Origin of the sequence: Bacillus cereus, assembly GCF_025917685.1 — a bacterium.
Taxonomy (GTDB): Bacteria; Bacillota; Bacilli; order Bacillales; family Bacillaceae_G; genus Bacillus_A; species Bacillus_A cereus_AT.
The window spans coordinates 3,097,420-3,118,340 of the sequence record NZ_CP089518.1 but is presented as its reverse complement, the minus strand read 5'-3'; the positions used below and the strand labels follow the sequence as shown (position 1 = coordinate 3,118,340).

Genomic DNA, 20,921 nt, shown 5'->3' with positions numbered 1-20,921 from the left:
CTCCTTTTACTATTGTTGCTATAATTTGGCTAATGAGGATGTTGTGCACCGAGGAGAAAATGGATGAAAAGAACTTACGAATCGGGGGATAAAATGATTCATACACGTGTAAAAGCAGAGGGGTTAAGAGAAAAGCTAGCAACAATACTAAGTCAAGAGTATAAGGAACTAGCTGTTCAGGATTTAAAGGTGATTGGAACGGGAGTGCAAAATATTGTTTTTCGAGGGGATTCAGAAAAGGGGCCTTTGGCATTTCGAGTACCATGGGAAAGAGAAGTGGAAAATATAAATGAAGATTTATTTAACAGTCGGATTTCGTTGCAAAAGGAAGCAGGACTGTCTAAGTATTGTCATTCAAAAAGTATTCCAGTACCAAGGATACACGGATTGCATCTTTCAACCGAACTTGATTTTTTAATTTCGGATTGTGTGTATACTGATCATATGCCAATTTCTGCATGCAAAATAGGGGAGTTAGTGAGCAATCTTCATAGTATGCCAATTGATGGTTTGCATTACGAACAAAATAGTAGAGAGCCCATTAGTAAGTATATGGCAGAAAGAATTGTGAAACGGATAGAAGGGTTTAATACAATCACGAACTGTGAAATTAATCTTCCGGATACAAAAACAATTGAACATATTCTTAGTACAGCAGATCATGTAAAGAGTTTATTGCATATGGACATTCGACCAGCCAATTTAATTGGATATAATGGAGAAATTAAAGCGATAGTTGATTGGGATAACGCTCTAATTGGTCATCCATTATTGGAGCTTATGAGAATAGCTGAAACGAATGAGGTTAATTGGGAAGAATTTAAAGAGGGATATAAGAATGATAGTATCTTTAACGCTACTCCGCATATTGTTAGTTTATTTTATAGGTTAGATACAGCGGTCATGCTTGCAAACTTATTTATAGCACATTTGAAAATAGAAGATAAAGGTGTATTCTATAAAGAGCGGGTTAAAGCACTTTATAATGAAATATATATAAGCTTATAATTAAGCTATGAGAATGAAGTTTTTAAATTAGGAATTGAGGAGAACATCATGAAATACAAAGTAATACTATTCGACGTAGACGATACATTATTAGATTTCCCTGAAACGGAAAGAAACGCATTACATAACGCGTTTGTACAGTTTGGCATGCCTACAGGATATAAAGATTATCTTGCAAGTTATAAAGAGATTAGTAATGGATTATGGAGAGACTTAGAAAATAAAATGATTACGCTAAGTGAATTAGCGGTAGATCGATTTAGACAATTATTTGCGCTTCATAATATAGAAGTAGATGCACAGCAATTTAGTGATGTATACCTTGAAAACTTAGGGAAAGAAGTACACCTTATAGAAGGTGCGGTGCAATTATGTGAGAATCTACAAGATTGCAAGCTAGGTATTATTACGAATGGATATACGAAAGTACAACAATCGAGAATTGGAAATTCACCTTTAAGTAACTTCTTTGATCATATTATTATTTCAGAAGAGGTTGGTCATCAAAAACCAGCACGTGAGATTTTTGAGTATGCATTTGAGAAGTTTGGGATTACTGATAAATCAAGCGTACTAATCGTTGGAGATTCGCTAACTTCTGATATGAAAGGCGGAGAAGATTACGGCATTGATACGTGTTGGTATAATCCGAGATTGAAAGAAAACAAGACAAGTGTTAAGCCGACCTATGAAGTGGAGAGTTTGCTGCAAATTTTAGGAATTGTAGAGATTGCGGAAAAAAGTGTAGTCTGTTCCTAATCTAAATGAAATATATCGACTTTTCAACAAAAGATATCGATTTAACGACATGTTATGACACAAAAAGCCCTTTATTTTATAAGGGCTTTTTTACATTAATCTTCAAAAATAAAGATCTCATCAATAGAACTATGTAGTGCTTTCGCGATATCATGGGCAAGCTGCAAGGAAGGATTATATTTTCCTTTTTCGAGATGGCTAATTGTTTCACGGCGTACACCAACACTTTTCGCTAAATCTTCTTGTGTCAAATCCAATTTGGCGCGGTATTCTTTTATCTTCGTTATGAACGCCATGGCGCATCTTCCATTTCATCAACTGGTTTATCGTAAAAGAACATAGAGAAACCGAACGTAAGAATAAGTGTGCCGAAAATAAGAGCGATATCAATCTCTTGTAGTGTAGGGTTTGGAAATAACATTTCAATAAACATAATGATAGCGGTAGTTAGTAATGTAACGATAAATGCATTGCGGCACGATTTATTGACGATTTGTTCAAACAGTTCATCGTGTTGAACCGTTCTATACGTTGTGAAAAAGGAGAAGAAACAGAACATAGTAAACAATCCTTTTTCGTAAAAAAATCCGAGAAATCCGAAAAAACCGAGAAATCCTAAATATTTTATCCAAGTTGTTTTCATGATAGATCCTCCTTATAATGTTAGAAATAAATCACATCATGTTATAAATATATCACGTATGGAAATGAATGGTAATAATAGTTTTCCAGCTCTTTTCATAATAATAGTAAAAAGAGGAAATATACTGCGAAATAAAGAGGATAATATTGTAAAATGATTGTAAGGAGGGGGAGGAAGAAATGTTAACTTGGATCATGATCGTTGTATTACTTGTAGTGATTACTGTAGTGGCGACGGTGTTAATTGGGCGGAATGGTGATGCGAATTATAGTAAGGCGACAAAAGGGAATATTAAACGGCTGACGATGATTTATATTATACTGGCTGTTGTTTTAATCGTTGGATTAGGTTTGTATATTTATTTTAAAAGTTAAAAAACTGAAAAAATACAAAAATCTAAAAAATACAAAAATCTAAAAATAGAAGTATGCTATAATATCAATATAGTTATTTGGTAATTAAGGAAAGGATTGGATGGAATGATTGAAATTATGAATGTGTCGAAAAGTTATAATGGATCTACCTATGCAGTAAAAGATTTAAGCTTATCGGTACCTAGCGGAGAAATCTTTGGATTTTTAGGACCGAATGGTGCGGGTAAATCAACGACAATTAAGATGATTACTGGTATTCATGGGGTGGACAAAGGGACCATTACGATTAACGGCAAAGATATTACGAAAGAGCCGATGGAAGCGAAAAAGACGTTTGGTTATGTGCCAGATAGCCCAGATATGTTTTTACGATTAAAAGGAATTGAATATTTAAACTTTATGGCAGATATGTATGAAGTGCCGAAAGAGGTACGACAAGAACGAATAGAGTCTTTAGCGAAGAAATTTGATCTTTATAATGCATTATCTGACCAAATTCAAAGTTATTCACACGGTATGAGACAAAAAATCGTTATTATTGGTGTGCTTATACATGAGCCGGATGTATGGATTTTAGACGAACCATTAACAGGGCTTGATCCGAAATCTGCATATATTTTAAAAGAAATGATGAGAGAACATGCGGATAAAGGGAAGATTGTATTTTTCTCTACACACGTATTAGAAGTGGCAGAAAAATTATGTGACCGCGTTGCGATTATTAATAGGGGGAATCTTCAGTTTAAAGGGAATTTAAATGAAATGAGAGATCATTTTAAATCCAATGAATCACTTGAAAAAATGTTCTTGGAGATGACGGGCAATGAGTAAAATTTGGACGTTAACGAAAGTATTATTGAAATTAAATTATGCAGATTTCATAACAGATAAGAAGAAACGCTGGGCGTATGTATTTTCATTTGCAGCAATATTATTTGTTGGCTTCTTAATATTTGGTTCGATGACACACGGAATGTATGAAGGTATGAAACATATAGGACAGGAACCGGGAATTATTATCGCAATAGGACTTGCGATTGCGAGTATTTGGGTATTTTTAATGAGTATTACGAACATTTTAACTGTATTTTACTACAGCAATGATATTGAAATGTTACTGCCGTTACCATTAAAACCAGCGCAAATTATTTCAGCGAAATTTTTAACGGTATTAATAACACAATACGTAATGAGTTCATTCATTTTATTACCAATCTTTATTACGTACGGTCTAAAAAGTGGCGCATTTATTACATATTACATATACATGATTTTTATTTACTTACTCTTCCCGATCGTGCCGTTAGTATTAGCTTCGTTACTGATGACAATTATTATGAGGTATACGAATATAGCGAAAAATAAAGACCGAGGAAATATATTCATTGGAATCGTAAGTATACTATTTATTGTAGGAATTAACGTATTTATGCAGTGGAGAAATAAAAGTGCGTTTTCTGGAGACGCAGCTGCGGAATACCTTGTAAATAATCAATCCTCTCTTTTAGTACAAATGACAAATTATTTTCCAACTACATATTTTGGAGCAGTGGCATTAATAGAAAGTGCAAGTTGGAAGGGACCTTTATATGTATTAATCTTTGCACTTATTTCATTTGTATTTTTTGTGGTGTTTTATTACATTGCAGAGCGTACATATTTAAAAGGGGTTATTGGACTTTCAACGAGTACAGCAAAGAAACAAGCTATTACGTCGGAAGGTTTACAGAAATCAACGGTACAAAGTTCACATTTAAAAGCATATGTGAAAAAAGAATTTAAAACGTTATTCCGTACACCGCAATTTTTCTTAAATTGTATTGTACAAACTTTCGTTATGCCGATTATGTTATTCTTTGTTTTATTTGTACAAGATGGAAATTTAAAATGGATTACAGAATATATTAATAATCCAGAATCAGCAGGTCTTACGATTGGTGTAGGGCTTTGTGCATCTCTATTTTTAATGGGAAGTAACGTTATTGCAACAACGTCATTTTCACGAGATGGAAGCTCTTGGTTTGTGAATCGATACTTACCAGTAAAGGCGTCCGATATCTTTTTTGCGAAAGCATTAACAGCTTGGATAATTAATATAGCAATTCTAGCAGTATTCGGTATTACGATGGCAGTTGTAGCGGGAGTTTCACCAGTCTTTATGATACTTTGGTACTTGCTAAGTGCGAACGGGTTATTGCTAATCAATTTAATCGGTACACGCTGGGATGCACAAACTGCCGATATACATTGGGATACAGAACAGAAATTATTTAAGAGCCGCTATACAACTTTGTGGAATTTTTTAGCTAATATTTTAATAGCTTTAGTTATTGTAGCGGGAGTAAGTGTATTATACTTCTTCCTTCAAGTAGGACTGTGGGTTATGTTTATTGTTTTATTTGTAATGTTTACGATTGTAAATTATATCTTTATTAAAATTTTAAAACTAGGTGCAGAACGCATATTGTCAAATATTGAATAAAAAGATAGATCCTCTGTATTCGTGCAGAGGATTTATCCATAGATGGAGGAGAAAAGGTGAAGAAAATAGCAATTGTAACAGGGGCAACTCGTCTGAATGGAATTGGTGCAGCTGTATGCAAGGTGCTTGCTCAAAAAGGAATAGACATTTTTTTCACGTACTGGTCTCAGTATGATAAAGCGATGCCGTGGGGAATGCATGACAAAGAGCCCTTTTTGTTGAAAGAGGAGATTGAAAGTTACGGTGTTCGATGTGAAATGGCAGAAATCAATTTATCGCAGTCATATTCGCCAAATCGTTTGTTTTATATGGTCTCAGAACGTTTAGGTGATCCATCTATTTTAATTAATAATGCAGCGTATGCTACTCATACGAGAATTGAGGAATTAAATATAGAACAGTTAGATAAACATTATACGGTAAATGTTCGTGCCACTATGTTATTAAGTTCATTATTTATAAAACATTATGCAAGCAAGACGAATGGAAGTATTATTAACCTTACTTCAGGACAGTCACTAGGGCCAATGCCTGATGAACTAGCATACGCAGCAACGAAAGGAGCAATTGAAGCATTTACAAAATCAGTAGCACCAGTTGCGATGGAGAAGGGGATTACAGTCAATGCTATTGATCCAGGGCCAACGAATACAGGATGGATTACAGAGGAATTACAGCATCATTTAGTATGGAAATTCCCGCAAGGTAGAGTTGGAGAACCGGTGGATGCAGCACGTTTAATTTCTTTTTTAGTAAGTGAAGAGGCAAAATGGATTACTGGGCAAGTCATTCATTCGAATGGAGGTTATTCATAATAATATTATGTTAACAATTGTTGAGAAACAAAAATATTATAAAATATTTAATTTTTTTGCATAAATAAAATGTCAAGAAAGATAAAAAATTGATAGGAGAGTATGTTGTCATTTGTAGATTGTAAATCTTCATGTGACAATATACTCTTTTTCTTTTGCTGCAGAGGAGAAAAATGAAGTAGAAGAAACTCGAATATTAAAATGAATTTATCGTTTTTTGTACGTATTATTATGAAGATTACTGTCGGAAAGATGGTGATTCGTGTGAAAAGGAATTTTTCAAGGGAAAATAGAATCGTAAAGAGGAGGATAAATTATATAAACATAGGGGGATTTATATGAAAATGAAAAAGGTCGCTATCGCATCAGTAGCAATTGGTACAATGCTTACAATGGCAGCTTGTAGTACCTCCACAGATAAAGATGCAGCGAAGAAGGATCAGGCAACTGCACAAAATGAAGAGCAATCAAAAACGACAAGTGCAGATGAAGCGTCAAAAACAACGAAAGATACTGAAAAAGACACAAATACTTCTTCGAATGAAAAAACAGATAAAGATACAAAAAATACGAAAGAATCATCAGGAACAGAAAGCAACGGTAAAACGTCAACTCAAAATGAGAATGGAAAAACAAAAGAAAAAGAAACGACAGGAAAAACGAATGATCAAACTACTAGCGGGAAAACAACAGATCAAAGCACAAGTACAAGCACAAACAATAACGGAAAGACAACGAAAGATCCGAAGAAAAGTGTTGCTGTGAAAACGAGCGTTAAAGAAGTTGTTGCATTAATTGATAGCTTAGACAAGCAGTTGGCTGCTAATCCTAAGTTAGATACAGTAAATAAACTCGGAAAACAAATTAATGAGAAGTGGGATGTAATTGAAAAAGAGTTAGAAGCATCACATCCGACGGATTCTAAAACAATTGGTCAAAGTATGTATCCGTTAATTGTAGGAGCGGAGAAAGAAAAGATCGATGTTAATAAAATGAAGTCATTAACGACGAAAACGAAAAAAGATTTAAATCAATTATTAACGAAGCTTTCATAGTTTAAAAAGCCTACTCGTGTGAGTAGGCCTTTTTAGTTTGTAGAGGTAGTATAAGGGGCTCGCTACATTCAGTCTGACTTAATTTATTGTTCATTTTTAATTACGATGCGAAATGAACCGAATGCTTGTTGACTCATATAATTGTTTTTACTGACTTTATAAGGAAATGGAAAAGCAACTAATTGGAAATTACTTTCTTTTTCCACTATAGGTAATGTGAAATTAAAAATTTGTCTCGTTTCAGGAGCGACCGTAGTATAAGCAACTTTTTTGTTATTTAATAATTCAACTTGCTCCCAATTGTTAAAGGCCACGATTGCATAATTTATTTCTTCTGTTGTTTCATTTCCATTTGATATAGTTAGCTCTTTACCTTCATTCTCAGAAAGCACCGCTTGTAGTTTTTCCTCATTTCTAGTAACAAATAATGGTTCATAAAGATCATCTTTTAAAACAGTTTTCAGCTGTACAGGAGTAGGTTTTATTTTCTCATTATCTCTATGATGAGTATTAATCGAATATCGCATACTTAGAACCTCTTCTAATATAGCGGCTTTATTTAAGTCATTATCTTTTAATTTATATTCAGGTTTTTTAATTATTAAAAAGGTTAATTCCCTAGCAGTAGGAGAAATTTGTAAATGGATTTTAGTAGTAATCGAACTGTTTGGCTTTATATCGAAAGAATAGTGGGATACCGCATTTGGAGTGTCATCTATTTTAAAAGGCTTTTGTTCGTAATCTTCTAAAATAATTAATCCATATTTTCGGTCTTCATTAATATTATGTATAAATGATAATGCTACGTTGATCTTATTATTTTTACTAGTAATGTCACTTCCATTGTCGATATGTTGACCTTGATCATCCTTTAAGCCGTAAGAAACGGTGTTAGTTTGCAACTCTCTCTGTTTTTCTTTCTTCATCTTTTCTTTAGAAGGTGCATGAGATAAATTCGGACTTTGTATAATTGAAGTATTGAACAAAATATAAATTATAAGTATCGAAACTAGTAAAATACCGATAATAATATATATCTTTTTCATAAATAACACCTCTGATATTCGAGAGTTTAAACCCAATTAAAACAATATATGAAAATTTCAAAAATCTCAATGATTTGTCTTGAAATTAACTTTTATTTTACATTTGATTCATTTTATTGAAGAGAAAGAAATTTAGGGATTGCAAGATGATAAGTTTTAGGAATTATCCACTTTAATTCAATATTCATAGTATGAAACATGAAGACAAAAATATATGCAGAGATGAGGTGAATAAAGAATGCTTTGCAATTATTTTTACAATGAAACGCAAATGCGCCCTTTAGGAGGGCAGGGGCCAGCGCAAAGTACTATTCAGGCTGTTCATCAGGCTATACAAGCACAGCAACAAGCATTACAAGCACAACAAATGCAACAAAGTTATTACCCACCACAATCTTATTATTCATTACAGTCTTATTATCCACCACAGGTGTATTACCCATCACAATCATATTACCCGATGTAGATTACACAAGGATGGAATTTATTTTCGATCGTTGCCATATGAAACTGTATATGTTTTATAGCGAACAATGACAAAATAGAAATAGATCTTTGATGGGGAACAAAAAACTTTTAACTTGATGGATACAGGCTACAAAGACAAAAATTTCATACCTAAACAACTCAAAAAAGATTACCCGTATCCTATGAGGCAATCTTTTTTGAGTTGTTTGTAATGGCTAATTACAGGTTTTATATATTATTTAATGTTATTTCTACACTCCAAAACCTTCTCCATATTATGAGTTGCCCATTCCATCATTAAAAGGATCATTGGACGTAGTGACTCGCCAAGTTCGGTTAACGAATATTCTACTTTAGGAGGTACTTCACGGTATACCTCTCGATGTACGATGCCATCTGCTTCAAGTTCTCTAAGTTGAAGTGTTAACATTCTTTGAGTGATATTAGGTTTTAATCTTTTTAATTCGTTTAATCGTTTTTTACCATCTAATAAATGATAAAGAATAACACCTTTCCATTTTCCACCAATAACTTCAACCATAGCTTCTACTGGACATGAATAAGTATTTAAAAATGGATAATTCACATCATCTTCTTTCGAACTAACCATAAAAAAGACTCTCCTTTTACAATAGTATCTTTTTTGATACTATACCACATAAATGTGCGTACTTGTATCATTGTTGCTTAAAAAATATAATTTGGTTGAGCAAAAAAATAATGAAAAGAGGTTTTTTTTATGACTAACACAAATACAAAACAAAAAATTATGGAAGCTTTTAACTTTAGACATGCATGTAAAGAGTTTGATCCTATGAAGAAAATTTCAGAAGATGATTTTAAATTTATTTTAGAAACAGGCAGATTATCTCCTTCTTCTTTTGGCTATGAGCCTTGGAAATTTATTGTGGTACAAAATAAAGAATTAAGAGAAAAACTATTACCATATTCATGGGGAGCAGGTGGGCAGCTCGCAACAGCAAGTCATTTTGTCATTGTTCTTTCAAGAAATATTAAAGATATGCACTATGATGCAGCGTATATTCAGCACATGATGAAAGATATTATTGGATTACCTGAAGAAGCCCAACAGATGAGATATGAAATATTCAAAAAATTCCAAGAATCCGATTTTAAATTGCTAGACTCCGAACGTGCTGTACTTGATTGGTCATCAAAGCAATCTTATATTGCTTTAGCTAATATGATGACTAGTGCAGCTCAAATCGGTATTGATTCTTGTCCAATAGAAGGATTTGATAAAGCGAAAGTAGATTCTTTACTTCGTCAAGAAGGAATTATAAAAGACGATAATCTTGAAGTATCAGTTATGGTTGCCTTTGGTTACCGTAAAGGAGAGCCGAAGCGTGATAAAACAAGAAAAACTATGGATACAATTGTTGAATGGATTTAATAAGATAAATTTGTATCAATATAACGAAAAAAACGCCATCCTTTCTGTAGAAACATAGGAAAGGATGGCGTTTTTGTATGACGTCTGTTTGTATATTTGCATAGGAAGTTCAATTTCTTTTTTCGAAACTTAGTTTGATGGACACGTGGAGGCACTTTTTAATTTAGTGAGAGTGTCTTAAAAATAGTTGAATTGCTTGCTCAGGTACATAGAATTTCCCATTGCTTTCTACAACGATGCTTCCTAATTCATAATCTTTTCCATCGATACAGATAATGTTTTTATTAACAGACAATCTTGCCTCCGTATTATCGCGTTTTGCTACAAGTACAGGGTTTAGTGCATCTTTTTTATCAATCGTTACAATTGCACCAATTTTTTTAAAGGATGTTTCAGCATCTAAAAATAATTTCTTAGTTATTTCTCCTAATTGAAAGCCCATTGCTTTGGCCATTGTCTTCGCAATGTCGGTATTTTGGACTAAACCGTATGGCTTTTGAGGACCGTAAGAGTATAAGAATACATCTTCACCCGTATGACCACCAGTTGTAAAACCGAGGTTCGCACGGTTGGACAATAATGTAGTAAGGATCGGACCTACATCAGCTTTCTTACGTGCAGCTTTTAATTTTTCTCTTTCATCATCAGTTAAGTTGTCTAAACCGTATAGAGCAGCTACTTCTTTTATATTAGATAAATCATCTTTTAGTTTATTTGTAGCACCTTCAAGTGTCATTTTTGCCTTTTTCAGTGGGTCTATGTAAGCTGATACTGGTGTAGTATCATAGCCTTTTGTGGTATTGCTGTTACCAATGGAAATACCGCTATTTCCATGATCGGTTAAAGCGATAACCATAGTATTATGATCTTTCTTCGCAAACTCTAACGCTTCGGTAACCGCATCATCAAATGCCAATACATCGCTAATCATCCCGATTGGGTCATTTGCGTGTGCTGCCCAATCTGCCTTACTGCCTTCTACGAATAAGAAGAAACCATCTTTATCTTTTGATAATGTTTGAATTGCTTTGCTCGTCATCTGGGAAAGAGTTGGCTGCTCAGGATGATTTGCTTCACGATCCATATCGAAGGCAAGGGCAGTATTAGAGAAAGAACCCCAGATTTTATTTGATTTAGAGTTTAATAACGCATCTTTTGTTTCGACAAAGTCGTAGCCTTTGTCTCGAATGACTTTTACTAAATCTTCGTTGTCTTTACGAATTCCATTGCTTGTCGTCGGCTGAAGCGCTGCCTTTCCACCACCTAAAACAACTTCCATATTTTGATAAACTTGCTGTTCACCAAGCACTTCGAAATTTTTACGGTTAACGTGGTGGGCAGAGAAGCTAGCAGGAGTAGCATGCTGAATTTCTGAAGTAGCAATGATTCCTGTCGCACGGCCGGAACGTTTTGCGCCTTCTAAGACGTTGGCAACTGGACGAAACTTCCATTCTTCTTTCACTGGTTCTAAGCCAGGTGAATTCACAACAGAAGGTAATACGCCCACGTAACCTGAATTTGATTTGTTTCCTGTCGCTAAAGCTGTAGCTGCCGGTGCAGAGTCCGTAATAGCTGATTCTGCGGAATACGTACGAACACCTCCGGATACAATTTGATCTAGTGCAAGAGGTGTGCCTTTATACCATCTGGCCAATGTTGTGACGGAAGAACTTGTCCCATCCATAACCATGATAATTACGTTTTTTGGTTGTTTCTCTGCTTTTTTCGCCGCAGCTTTTACCTCATTACCGTTCATCATCATGCTTCCTGCAGCGAATGAACCTAGTGCTACCGTTCCCGCTAATGTTAGTCCTATTATCTTTTTACGAAGATTAGTCATTGCTGTCCCTCCATAGATTGTTTTCGACATCCCAATCTAACATTCGTATGTAAACAAGATTTATTATTAGTAGTACCCTATTGCAACGAAACTAACAATAACTATGGAGTCAAAAAGTTAAATTTAAGCTACTTCTTCAGCAAAACATTCTCCTCATATAAAACTTCTTTGCACCCTTAGTTGTACGGTCTTTCTTATAAAAAGAATCTTCTCTTTATTTTATGGGAAACATTTAAAAAAGGATGGTGGGAAAATGACAATTGATCGAGTTTGTACAATTGGGCCAGCAAGTAATAATAAAGAAACATTAGCGCAGTTAATAAACAATGGTATGAAAATTGTTCGGTTGAATTTATCACATGGCACGCATGAAAGTCATAAAACAATCATGCGTTTAGTGAAATCGTTAGACGATTCTATTAAAATTCTAGGGGATGTACAAGGTCCTAAAATAAGATTGGGTGAAATGAAAGAGGAACAAATTACACTTGAAGCAGGGGAGTTATTTATTTTACATACCACTCCAGTTGAAGGGAATAAAGAAGAAGCAAGTGTTGATTATGTAGGGATTGCGAATGACGTGAAAGTTGGAAGTAGAATTCTTATTAATGATGGAGAAGTTGAGTTAATCGCTGAAAAGGTAAGTACGGAAAAAATAGAAACAAGGGTAAAAACAGGTGGCAATATTTCATCTCATAAAGGGGTGAATTTACCAGGTACAATCGTTAGTTTACCGGCTATTACAGAGAAAGATAAAAAAGATATTCAATTTCTTTTAGAAGAAGATGTTAATTTTATTGCGTGTTCTTTTGTACGAAAACCTAGTCATATAAAAGAAATACGAGATTTTATACAAGAGCATAAAGAAACGTCCCCAAGTTTAATTGCAAAAATAGAAACGCTGGAAGCAATCGAGAATTTTCAAGATATATGTAAAGAAGCGGATGGAATTATGATCGCAAGGGGAGATTTAGGCGTGGAATTGCCGTATCAAGTTATTCCGCTTTTACAAAAAATGCTGATTCGTGAGTGCAATCGAACGAATACGTATGTCATTACAGCGACACAAATGCTTCAATCTATGGTAGATCATTCTATTCCTACAAGAGCTGAGGTGACTGATGTATTTCAAGCTGTACTGGACGGGACAAATGCAGTTATGCTTTCTGCTGAAAGTGCATCAGGAGAGCATCCAATCGAAAGTGTGAGAACACTACGTCTCGTTTCTGAATTTGCGGAGCACGTAAAAAAAGATGGTCCTTATGCTATGAAAGATGTACTCGAATTGCTGCATAAGTCTCTTTAGTATGAAAATATATATTTATCGATTATAGTATTAATTGGATACTTATGCTAAACCAGCGAAAATTTGTTGTTCTTTCTGTATGAATTCAACTTTTTTATGGAAAGATATGCTAGTAAGTATACGATATGAACGTTCTATTTTTTAGAGTGTGATAGGAGGAGAATGAATATGTCAGATATTGAAGTAGGCGAAATCTTTAGCCTTAGCGACGAGAATAATGAGGAACAGGAAGTTGAAGTGCTTGGAGCGATGGATGTCGAAGGAGCAGAATACATTGCGGTTGCCTTTGTTGAAGACATTCAAACAGAAACAGAGGAAGACATTGATATCTTCTTTTTAAAAGTAGAAGAAGCTGACGAATTTTCATACATTGAAAGTGATGAGGAATTTGAAAAAGTATCTGCTGCGTTTGAGAAGATTTTGGACGAGCAAGAACAAGAGTAGTTTGACGCAAGAGGGAGATGCATATCTGCCCTCTTTTTTGTATAGGGTTAAAAAAACTGTCTCTAACTTCTATTTTTCAATTCACTATGAATCATACACTTCTTTTATGTTCGTGGAAGCCGCATCTAATAGAAGGAAAATAGACGCTATAATATGTATAGCGATTTGTATATATGGAAAGAAAGCAACTAGAATAGCCAAGATTCCTATATAATTAGCATAGCCTTTCATACCTGCCTTTTTAGCTAATACAATAGTAATAATATGTAAAGCAATTACTATAAGAAATGGTATCCCGGATAAGTCAACTAGCCCCTGAAATAAATAACAAGGAATTAATAATAGATGGGAAATACCTGTAGTCCACTTTAATGCTTTTACGACTGCCTTCAAAGTAAATGCCTCCTAAATAAGTTAATATGAATGTATTACCAAATATAGTGGTGAGTGGATATGTTTTTGTGATTTACACTTATGGATTATAATAATTATATTATGTAAACTTAATGGGTTTTATCTGTTCAATAGAAAAACCACCCAAATGAGGGTGGTTCGTATTACATATAGTTATTTAATGTGCCATTTTCCAAAGAGAAGAGGGGAATCTTCACTTCAGTACCTTCCTTCATATTACGCAATACAACTGTTTCTGTAGATAGTTCTTCTTCGCCAATTATAAGCACATACGGGATATTTTCTTTATTTGCATAGTTTAGGGCACGTTTCAATTTACGTCCGGCTAGTTCAAGTTCGACTTTTAAGGAAGTAGTAGAGCGCAATTGCTGGGCGATTTGTAAGCATTGTAATTCTGTCCCAAGTGGGATGATAAATAAATCCGCTGTAGACGATATTGTTTCTTTTTGTGATAGAGCTGTATAAATGACGTCTAAACCGAATGAAATACCGACTGTTGGATAGCTCATATTATCACCACGGAAGGCTCCAATAATATTATCGTAACGACCACCGCTACCGATGCTAGATGTAATCATGCCATCTTTTAGAAAGATTTCATACACAGTGCCTGTATACATTGTGAGTCCTCTTGCTAAAAATGGATTGAATATCGTATTTTCATTTATTCCGAGAGCGAGTAAGTATTGCTGCAATTGTTGTAATTCGTTTACTCCCTCGGTAACGAGTGTATTATTAAATACTTCTTCAAATTCAGTAAGCTTAAACTCCATACAAGATAAAACGGTACTACATACTGACTCTACTGTTTGTACAGCGATTTCGCGCCCTAATAAATCTTTCTTTACACCATCAATCCCAATCTTTTCGATTTTATCCAATGATAAAATTACGTCATTCGTTAATTCAGTAGGAATGTTAATAGACTGGAGAATACCGTTTAATAATTTTCGATTATTATATTGAATTGTTACTTCTAAGTTTAACGTTCGGAATAGTTCAAACGCCATGCTCATGAGTTCAGCTTCTGCCATGACAGACTCTACACCAACTATATCAACATCACATTGAATGAATTCGCGGAATCTCCCTTGTTTAATCGGACCATCTCGAAATACTTTCCCAATTTCATAACGTTTAAAAGGAAGGCGGATATTTGGGTTCATCGCAACGACTTTAGCGAATGGGATTGTTAAATCGTAACGTAAGGCAAGCTCACGTTTTCCTTGATCTTGAAGTGTATATATTTCTTTTAAAATTTCATCACCACCGCCGTATTTGTATGACATAAGTTCATACATATTTAACGTTGGTGTTTCTAAAGGTTTACATCCATATCGTTCAAATGTATCTTCACATGCTCTTTTAATTTTGTTTCGCAATACTTGCTCCTCTGGTAAATAGTCTTTCGTTCCTTTTACATTTTTCATTTCCATTGTAATCACTCCTTTTTTTAATTAAAAAAAGCTATGCAGGTATAAAAATACCCACATAGCTTTATGAACGCTTCGTGGGTCAACAGGAAAAGCCCTGTACCCACGAAGAAAAATTTTTCTTCGGATACACGGCGTTATGTATGATGATGAAGTTGGAAAGAAGTATTGAAAGTACACATATGAAATCTCTCCTTAATAAGTTTTTTTCAAAGTATAACAGATGATTTTTGAAATATCAATATTTTCAGTTTTAAAGGGAAGCCTATTAATTCCACAGTAGCTACAAGATATCTTCTGTTCGTGCCATTTTTACCGCCTCTTCACGATTGCTGACACCTAGCTTTGAATAGAGATTTGAACAGTAATTACGGATCGTTCCTTCAGATAAAAATAGCTTAGCAGCAATAGATTTATAGCGTAATCCTTTTGATAGATGCTCTAAAATTTCCATTTCGCGTTTTGTAAGTCCGTACGGGTAAGTTTGTTTAGTCGATCCGATTTTTTCTAATTGCTCACGTTGAAGTTTCATTTCCTCGAAAACTCGTGTAGCAACCGATTGATCGATCCAAGTCCCACCATTATAAATAAGCTTCAAGGCTTCCTTCATTTCTTGTGGATGAATAGACTTCAACATGTAACCTTCAGCTCCATGCTCTAGTGCAGTTGTTGCTTGTAAGGAATCTTCAAATGTTGTCATAAGAACAATTTTCATATTAGGCCAACGTCGCTTCATTTCTAGTAAAGCTTCAATACCATTCATTTCTGGCATTTGAATGTCCATTAGTACAATGCCAGGCTGTAATTGTTCACATAATTTTAAAGCTTCAGCTCCATCGTGTGCTTTACCAACAACAGTAAAATCAGTGTGATGCTCTAAAATTTGCTCTAAACTATTTGTAATAAGTTCCTGATCATCAACGACTAATAAGCGAATTATGTTATGTACAAACTCTGTTTGTAATGGAATATTACAAACGATGAATGTTCCTTGCTCAGTACTAGAATGAACAGATAATGTACCATGAAATTGTTCAAGTCGTTCTTTCATTCCACTGAGGCCAAAGCCAAATTGAATTTCTTCCATTCCAATACCGTTATCTTCAATTTGCAATCGAAGTTGTTGTCCGTCGAAATGCAGTTGAACGGATATGGTGCTCGCTTTACCGTGCCGAACAGCGTTTGTTAACGACTCCTGAAGACAACGATATAGGCAAAAATTCACTTTTTGCATCACAAGAGTTTCATTGCCAATCGTACGAAATGTAACGGTTGTACCTGTAGATTTTATAAATTCTTCTGTTAATTGTTGCAGTGATTCACTTAATGAATTACTAAGTGGATTATGAGATAGCTCGTGTAGATGCTTTCGAATGTCATCTAGACTATGCTGAGCAATGCTGATAAGTGAATCAATTCTTTCAAACTGTGAATTCGGTACTGATGATTTTAGTGATGTGACGCCAGCGATGAGAGAAGTAAGTGTATGACCAATTGTGTCATGTAGCTCATGTGACAATCGATTACGCTCTTCTATGAGAGTAAGCTCTTCAATCCTTTTAATATGTTGTTCTAATAGTAGTTTTTGCTCTTCAATAATTCGAGATTGTTTATGATACTGAATTAATATATTAAAAGAAACGCCAATGGCAAAACCGATACTACAACTAACAATCATTTCGTATGGCGACCGCCCGGCAATCAAGGCGTTCAATAATGGGAATACAAATCCACAAAAAATACCGCTCCATATATAATTATTTTGATTACTACATAGGCCAATAGTGATTACGAGTAAAATGAAAGGCCAAAGTAAATTTGGGGCTACGGATGCTAAATAAAGATAAAAACAACCTGCGGTGATAATATCGAATGCAGGGTACCATTCTGTTTTCTTATATCGAATAATTAATGGTACAAGGTAAACGACAAAAGCGAGAGCAAGTACGATTATACTTGACGTATGAATGAATGATGGAAACATAAAATTAGTACCGATGATAATGAATAGCCAAAACGTTCGTACTAATATAAATATCCAATCATACCAAAACCATTTTTTTGTGAATGAGAACATAAATTATGCACCTACTTATATTTTAAGATTAATTATCTAATGATTCAGATTCATCATGTAACATATCTTTTAAATCGTCAATAGAAAGACAGGCAACAAAGCATGTCATATGAAGCAGTTGACAGTTTATCACATGTTTTATGTGACAGAGGTGCACATAGTGTCACGAGTAAATTAAAGCATTTTGTCACTATGTTATTTAACAATATTGAAGTTAAGGTGAGGGAGTGAGGCAACAGAAAAATTCAAAATAATAGGAGCGATGTATAATGAAGTCATTTTTCTTAAAAAAAGGAACGGCCCTTACTTTAACAGGGACTATATTGGTTGGAGCGTTAGCGATACCTTCTCATGGAAACATACATGCGGTAAACAAAAAGATATCAACTGAGCAAGTTGTCGATAAAGCTGCCGATACAAAAAATATTCCAGGAGTCATTGTTACTGTGAAAAATGGAGAAGCTAGTTGGTCATATGCTTCTGGTGAAGCAAATATTGAGAGGAATCATAAGGTAGATGCTGACTCTGCTTTCAGAATCGGGGGCACAACGAATACGTTTGTAGCTACAGTTGCATTGCAGCTTGCTGGAGAGAAGAAACTAAGTCTAGATGATACGGTAGAGAAATGGTTGCCGGGACTTATAAAAGGGAAAGGCTATGATGGTAACAAAATTACGATTCGTCAATTATTAAATCATACAAGCGGAATTGCAGATTACTTGACTCCAGATCTTAAAGCGAAATTAATAGAGAATCCAAGTGAGAGTTATAGACCGGAACAATTAATTTCCCGTGCCTTAGAATTAGAACCGGTAAAAGGCTGGTCATACTCGAATACGAATATGGTTATTTTAGGATTGATTATTCAGAAGATAACAGGGGAATCATATACCGAGCAGATAAAAAAACGAATTATTGAACCTCTTAGTTTAAAAGAAACAGTCCTTCCTGGAAGTTCGATGGATATTCCGAAAAAAAATGCCCGTGGCTACTTGAATACGGGAGATAAATTAGTAGATATTACTTTGTTTAATCCATCAGTTGCTAATGCTAGTGGTGAAATGATTTCGACAGGAGAAAATATGACAACGTTCTTCCGTGCCTTATTAAGTGGTAAACTACTGACACCGGAGATACAGAAGGAAATGGTGACTAACACAGTTGATACCCCATTAGGAAAGTATGGGCTTGGCATTCACGCAACAAAATTGCCAGACGGTACTGAAGTATGGGGACATGGTGGTGGTATTCCTGGTTTTACTAACTTTGCTGGTGGAACGGAAGATGGTCAACATGTTATCTCGATAAACATTAATGTATTAGGAGCCGAAAAACAGATTAACAATATATTAGCTAAAGAATTTGGGGAAAAATCAAAAAAGGAACCTACGGATAAGGAAAAGAAAAGTAATCATAGAGAAGAAGTTAAATACGTAATGGATCGAGTAGTAACGAATAAAAAAATCCCAAGTGTTATAGCTGGTGGATTAAAGGATGGAAAGCGGTGGTCTTATGCTACAGGGACGGCAAGTTATGAAATGCCACGCCCAGTGGAACCGAATTTTTCATTCCGTATCGGAAGTATCACTAAGACATTCACAGCTTCTGTTGTACTGCAATTGGCTGAAGAGAAGCAATTAAACCTTGATGATTCAGTCGAAAAATGGTTGCCAGGAGTCGTACAGGGTAACGGATATGATGGAAATAAAATTACAATTCGTCAGTTGTTGAATCATACAAGTGGAATTGCAACCAATATAGATAAGGATATGCGAGATTTTACACTGCCCCAAAACCCATTTCGTTACTATAGTACCGATGAACTTATCAGTTTAGCACTTGCAAAGCCGCCTGTATTTGCACCAGGGGAGGGCTGGGACTATTCGAACACAAATACTGTTATAGCTGGGAAGATTATTCAAAAGATAACAGGAGATACGTATGCGGAGCAAATTAGAAAAAGATTCATTGAGCCACTGGGGTTAAAAGAGACATTCGTAATGGAAGCAAGTCCGCACATACCAGGTGAACATGCTACAGGATATAATATGGATAGATCGGGTCGTTTATATGATTTGACAGAAATAAATCAGTCATGGGCGAATGCAGCTGGAGATATGGTTTCAACAGTGAAAGATTTGACTACCTTCTTCAGTGCACTGTTGGGTGGAAAGCTTCTAAATCAAGAGCTAATGGATCAGATGTTCAAAACAGTAGATTCACCTATAGGTAAGGTTGGACTAGGAATTTATGAAGAAAAAACACCGGACGGACAATCATATTGGGGGCATGCTGGTGGGACATATGGATTTGAAACGAGGGTCGGTGGACCTATTGGAGGAGAGCATATTTTAGTAACTGCTATCAATGCAGTAGGTCCGGAGGTTATTGAGGGGAGGGATAAAATATTTAATAAGGAGTTTGGACGTTAAATGTAAAACCGACATCAAGCCTTTTATTTGAAGGTAAGAGTCGGTTTTCTTTTTGCTCTCTTAGTACCTTTAAGTTGAGGATGTTTAGAGTCAAAACCTAATAATTAAAGTTTTACTTTAAATTGAACAATATGTGAAGTTTTGTAGGAGAATTTGAAAAAGGTGTATAATAAAAGGAAAATTAATGATGTGAAATAAATTTCTATGTATTAAAAGGAGAAGCTCATGAAAAAAGATAAAACAAATGCGATGCGAATATTAGATAAAGAAAAAATTGAATATTCGATGATGTCATATGATCCGGACGATGGGAAAATTGATGGCGTATCAGTTGCCGAGAAAATTGGACGAGAAGTGAGAGAAGTATATAAAACGTTAATCGCTCAAGGGAATAGTAAAAATTATCATGTTTTTATCATTCCAGTAGATGAGGAACTAAATTTAAAAGCAGCCGCAAAAGCAGTAAGTGAAAAGAAGATTGAAATGATTCCTGTTAAAGATATTACGAAAGTTTCAGGGTATATTCGCGGCGGTTGTTCACCGGTCGGAATGAAGAAATTATTTTCTACATGCATTGATGAGAGCGCACAAATACTTGAAACGATGATAGTAAGCGGCGGGAAAATCGGTATACAAATTGAGCTGAAAGTTGATGACTTGGCGAAAGTGACGAGAGCGCAGTTTGGTGAGGTAACAAAGTAAATATACATAGAGAAAGAGGTTCTAGTTTTATGGAGCTTCTTTTTATTTTGGGGTGGTTGTTGGGGGTTAATCTAGTTTAGGTTATATTTTTTTCGGTATAATGTATTATGAAAATAGGATTTTCTATTGATTTAACACTTAAAAAACGAACGTTTTTTAAGTGTTAACAAAAAATGTTCATGTTTTTATTGCGTGTGGATTAATAGTTT

At 34.8% G+C, this 20,921-nt stretch carries 21 protein-coding genes; 13 read left to right on the top strand and 8 right to left on the bottom strand.

Going from position 1 to position 20,921, the window contains the following annotated elements:
- Nucleotides 1-63 precede the first annotated feature (63 nt).
- Together LUS72_RS16155 and LUS72_RS16150 are read left to right on the top strand one after the other, a co-directional pair.
- On the top strand, nucleotides 64-1,008 hold the full coding sequence (locus tag LUS72_RS16155) for a phosphotransferase family protein (protein ID WP_264447214.1): 945 nt from the start codon (nucleotides 64-66) through the stop codon (nucleotides 1,006-1,008).
- 48 nt (nucleotides 1,009-1,056) lie between these two features.
- On the top strand, nucleotides 1,057-1,767 hold the full coding sequence (locus tag LUS72_RS16150) for a YjjG family noncanonical pyrimidine nucleotidase (RefSeq protein ID WP_097833194.1): 711 nt from the start codon (nucleotides 1,057-1,059) through the stop codon (nucleotides 1,765-1,767).
- Between the two features lie 95 nt (nucleotides 1,768-1,862).
- Here LUS72_RS16150 and LUS72_RS16145 read toward each other — a convergent pair whose 3' ends face one another.
- Nucleotides 1,863-2,063 carry a helix-turn-helix transcriptional regulator gene (locus LUS72_RS16145; protein WP_264447211.1) on the bottom strand — a complete coding sequence of 67 codons (201 nt, stop codon included), beginning with the start codon at nucleotides 2,061-2,063 and terminating at the stop codon, nucleotides 1,863-1,865.
- Nucleotides 2,051-2,410 carry a DUF3796 domain-containing protein gene (locus LUS72_RS16140; RefSeq protein ID WP_097833192.1) on the bottom strand — a complete coding sequence of 120 codons (360 nt, stop codon included), beginning with the start codon at nucleotides 2,408-2,410 and terminating at the stop codon, nucleotides 2,051-2,053. The genes LUS72_RS16145 and LUS72_RS16140 overlap by 13 nt, the downstream gene beginning before the upstream one ends.
- Before the next feature lie 179 nt (nucleotides 2,411-2,589).
- On the opposite strand from LUS72_RS16140, the gene LUS72_RS16135 reads away from it, so the two are divergent.
- From LUS72_RS16135 to LUS72_RS16115, 5 genes are all read left to right on the top strand, one after another.
- Nucleotides 2,590-2,784 carry a hypothetical protein gene (locus LUS72_RS16135; RefSeq protein ID WP_097833191.1) on the top strand — a complete coding sequence of 65 codons (195 nt, stop codon included), beginning with the start codon at nucleotides 2,590-2,592 and terminating at the stop codon, nucleotides 2,782-2,784.
- A gap of 105 nt (nucleotides 2,785-2,889) precedes the next feature.
- Complete coding sequence (locus LUS72_RS16130) at nucleotides 2,890-3,615, top strand: ABC transporter ATP-binding protein (protein ID WP_264447208.1); 726 nt, start codon at nucleotides 2,890-2,892, stop codon at nucleotides 3,613-3,615.
- Entirely contained in the window at nucleotides 3,608-5,266 is a 1,659-nt protein-coding gene (locus LUS72_RS16125) for a putative ABC transporter permease subunit (protein ID WP_264447206.1), read from the top strand. The genes LUS72_RS16130 and LUS72_RS16125 overlap by 8 nt, the downstream gene beginning before the upstream one ends.
- 56 nt (nucleotides 5,267-5,322) lie before the next feature.
- Nucleotides 5,323-6,081: an SDR family oxidoreductase gene (locus LUS72_RS16120; RefSeq protein WP_097833188.1), complete on the top strand. Its 759-nt coding sequence runs from the start codon at nucleotides 5,323-5,325 to the stop codon at nucleotides 6,079-6,081.
- 338 nt (nucleotides 6,082-6,419) lie between these two features.
- Nucleotides 6,420-7,136 (top strand): hypothetical protein, encoded by a 717-nt coding sequence (locus LUS72_RS16115; RefSeq protein ID WP_097833187.1) that lies wholly within the window; start codon nucleotides 6,420-6,422, stop codon nucleotides 7,134-7,136.
- An 83-nt stretch (nucleotides 7,137-7,219) separates the two neighbouring features.
- Here LUS72_RS16115 and LUS72_RS16110 read toward each other — a convergent pair whose 3' ends face one another.
- Entirely contained in the window at nucleotides 7,220-8,182 is a 963-nt protein-coding gene (locus tag LUS72_RS16110) for a hypothetical protein (protein ID WP_097833186.1), read from the bottom strand.
- A 238-nt stretch (nucleotides 8,183-8,420) separates the two neighbouring features.
- On the opposite strand from LUS72_RS16110, the gene LUS72_RS16105 reads away from it, so the two are divergent.
- Nucleotides 8,421-8,648 carry a DUF3947 family protein gene (locus tag LUS72_RS16105; RefSeq protein ID WP_097833185.1) on the top strand — a complete coding sequence of 76 codons (228 nt, stop codon included), beginning with the start codon at nucleotides 8,421-8,423 and terminating at the stop codon, nucleotides 8,646-8,648.
- A 237-nt stretch (nucleotides 8,649-8,885) separates the two neighbouring features.
- Here LUS72_RS16105 and LUS72_RS16100 read toward each other — a convergent pair whose 3' ends face one another.
- Nucleotides 8,886-9,260: a winged helix-turn-helix transcriptional regulator gene (locus LUS72_RS16100; protein ID WP_264447200.1), complete on the bottom strand. Its 375-nt coding sequence runs from the start codon at nucleotides 9,258-9,260 to the stop codon at nucleotides 8,886-8,888.
- 129 nt (nucleotides 9,261-9,389) lie between these two features.
- On the opposite strand from LUS72_RS16100, the gene LUS72_RS16095 reads away from it, so the two are divergent.
- Nucleotides 9,390-10,064, top strand: coding sequence for an NAD(P)H-dependent oxidoreductase (locus LUS72_RS16095; RefSeq protein WP_097833183.1), 675 nt, complete (start codon nucleotides 9,390-9,392; stop codon nucleotides 10,062-10,064).
- A gap of 163 nt (nucleotides 10,065-10,227) precedes the next feature.
- Here LUS72_RS16095 and LUS72_RS16090 read toward each other — a convergent pair whose 3' ends face one another.
- Nucleotides 10,228-11,904, bottom strand: coding sequence for an alkaline phosphatase (locus tag LUS72_RS16090; protein ID WP_264447198.1), 1,677 nt, complete (start codon nucleotides 11,902-11,904; stop codon nucleotides 10,228-10,230).
- Nucleotides 11,905-12,157: 253 nt separating this feature from the next.
- Here LUS72_RS16090 and LUS72_RS16085 point away from each other — a divergent pair, with 253 nt between their 5' ends.
- On the top strand, nucleotides 12,158-13,210 hold the full coding sequence (locus LUS72_RS16085; RefSeq protein ID WP_097833181.1) for a pyruvate kinase: 1,053 nt from the start codon (nucleotides 12,158-12,160) through the stop codon (nucleotides 13,208-13,210).
- A 168-nt stretch (nucleotides 13,211-13,378) separates the two neighbouring features.
- Nucleotides 13,379-13,654 carry a DUF1292 domain-containing protein gene (locus LUS72_RS16080; protein WP_097833180.1) on the top strand — a complete coding sequence of 92 codons (276 nt, stop codon included), beginning with the start codon at nucleotides 13,379-13,381 and terminating at the stop codon, nucleotides 13,652-13,654.
- An 84-nt stretch (nucleotides 13,655-13,738) separates the two neighbouring features.
- Here the strand turns inward: LUS72_RS16080 and LUS72_RS16075 are convergent, their stop codons facing one another.
- The 3 genes from LUS72_RS16075 to LUS72_RS16065 form a co-directional block, all read right to left on the bottom strand.
- The gene (locus LUS72_RS16075) at nucleotides 13,739-14,047 is read right to left on the bottom strand and encodes a hypothetical protein (protein ID WP_097833179.1); all 309 of its coding nucleotides are present in this window, start codon (nucleotides 14,045-14,047) and stop codon (nucleotides 13,739-13,741) included.
- Nucleotides 14,048-14,211: 164 nt separating this feature from the next.
- A complete protein-coding gene (locus LUS72_RS16070; protein ID WP_097833178.1) occupies nucleotides 14,212-15,504 on the bottom strand; it encodes a histidine--tRNA ligase in 1,293 nt (430 codons plus the stop codon).
- 280 nt (nucleotides 15,505-15,784) lie between these two features.
- On the bottom strand, nucleotides 15,785-17,578 hold the full coding sequence (locus LUS72_RS16065; RefSeq protein ID WP_097833177.1) for a helix-turn-helix transcriptional regulator: 1,794 nt from the start codon (nucleotides 17,576-17,578) through the stop codon (nucleotides 15,785-15,787).
- Nucleotides 17,579-17,847: 269 nt separating this feature from the next.
- On the opposite strand from LUS72_RS16065, the gene LUS72_RS16060 reads away from it, so the two are divergent.
- Nucleotides 17,848-20,010, top strand: a complete 2,163-nt coding sequence (locus tag LUS72_RS16060) for a serine hydrolase domain-containing protein (protein WP_097833176.1) — start codon at nucleotides 17,848-17,850, stop codon at nucleotides 20,008-20,010.
- A gap of 225 nt (nucleotides 20,011-20,235) precedes the next feature.
- Nucleotides 20,236-20,712 (top strand): Cys-tRNA(Pro) deacylase, encoded by a 477-nt coding sequence (ybaK, locus tag LUS72_RS16055; protein WP_097833175.1) that lies wholly within the window; start codon nucleotides 20,236-20,238, stop codon nucleotides 20,710-20,712.
- The last annotated feature ends 209 nt before the right edge of the window (nucleotides 20,713-20,921 follow it).

Coding starts and splice junctions, on each gene's coding strand:
- LUS72_RS16125 (WP_264447206.1), top strand. CDS start 3,608: ATGAGTAAAATTTGGACGTTAACGAAAGTATTATTGAAATTAAATTAT.
- LUS72_RS16145 (WP_264447211.1), bottom strand. CDS start 2,063: ATGGCGTTCATAACGAAGATAAAAGAATACCGCGCCAAATTGGATTTG.
- LUS72_RS16070 (WP_097833178.1), bottom strand. CDS start 15,504: ATGGAAATGAAAAATGTAAAAGGAACGAAAGACTATTTACCAGAGGAG.
- LUS72_RS16130 (WP_264447208.1), top strand. CDS start 2,890: ATGATTGAAATTATGAATGTGTCGAAAAGTTATAATGGATCTACCTAT.
- LUS72_RS16090 (WP_264447198.1), bottom strand. CDS start 11,904: ATGACTAATCTTCGTAAAAAGATAATAGGACTAACATTAGCGGGAACG.
- LUS72_RS16105 (WP_097833185.1), top strand. CDS start 8,421: ATGCTTTGCAATTATTTTTACAATGAAACGCAAATGCGCCCTTTAGGA.
- LUS72_RS16085 (WP_097833181.1), top strand. CDS start 12,158: ATGACAATTGATCGAGTTTGTACAATTGGGCCAGCAAGTAATAATAAA.
- LUS72_RS16150 (WP_097833194.1), top strand. CDS start 1,057: ATGAAATACAAAGTAATACTATTCGACGTAGACGATACATTATTAGAT.
- LUS72_RS16110 (WP_097833186.1), bottom strand. CDS start 8,182: ATGAAAAAGATATATATTATTATCGGTATTTTACTAGTTTCGATACTT.
- LUS72_RS16065 (WP_097833177.1), bottom strand. CDS start 17,578: ATGTTCTCATTCACAAAAAAATGGTTTTGGTATGATTGGATATTTATA.
- LUS72_RS16060 (WP_097833176.1), top strand. CDS start 17,848: ATGAAGTCATTTTTCTTAAAAAAAGGAACGGCCCTTACTTTAACAGGG.
- LUS72_RS16155 (WP_264447214.1), top strand. CDS start 64: ATGAAAAGAACTTACGAATCGGGGGATAAAATGATTCATACACGTGTA.
- ybaK (WP_097833175.1), top strand. CDS start 20,236: ATGAAAAAAGATAAAACAAATGCGATGCGAATATTAGATAAAGAAAAA.
- LUS72_RS16140 (WP_097833192.1), bottom strand. CDS start 2,410: ATGAAAACAACTTGGATAAAATATTTAGGATTTCTCGGTTTTTTCGGA.
- LUS72_RS16135 (WP_097833191.1), top strand. CDS start 2,590: ATGTTAACTTGGATCATGATCGTTGTATTACTTGTAGTGATTACTGTA.
- LUS72_RS16095 (WP_097833183.1), top strand. CDS start 9,390: ATGACTAACACAAATACAAAACAAAAAATTATGGAAGCTTTTAACTTT.
- LUS72_RS16100 (WP_264447200.1), bottom strand. CDS start 9,260: ATGGTTAGTTCGAAAGAAGATGATGTGAATTATCCATTTTTAAATACT.
- LUS72_RS16080 (WP_097833180.1), top strand. CDS start 13,379: ATGTCAGATATTGAAGTAGGCGAAATCTTTAGCCTTAGCGACGAGAAT.
- LUS72_RS16115 (WP_097833187.1), top strand. CDS start 6,420: ATGAAAATGAAAAAGGTCGCTATCGCATCAGTAGCAATTGGTACAATG.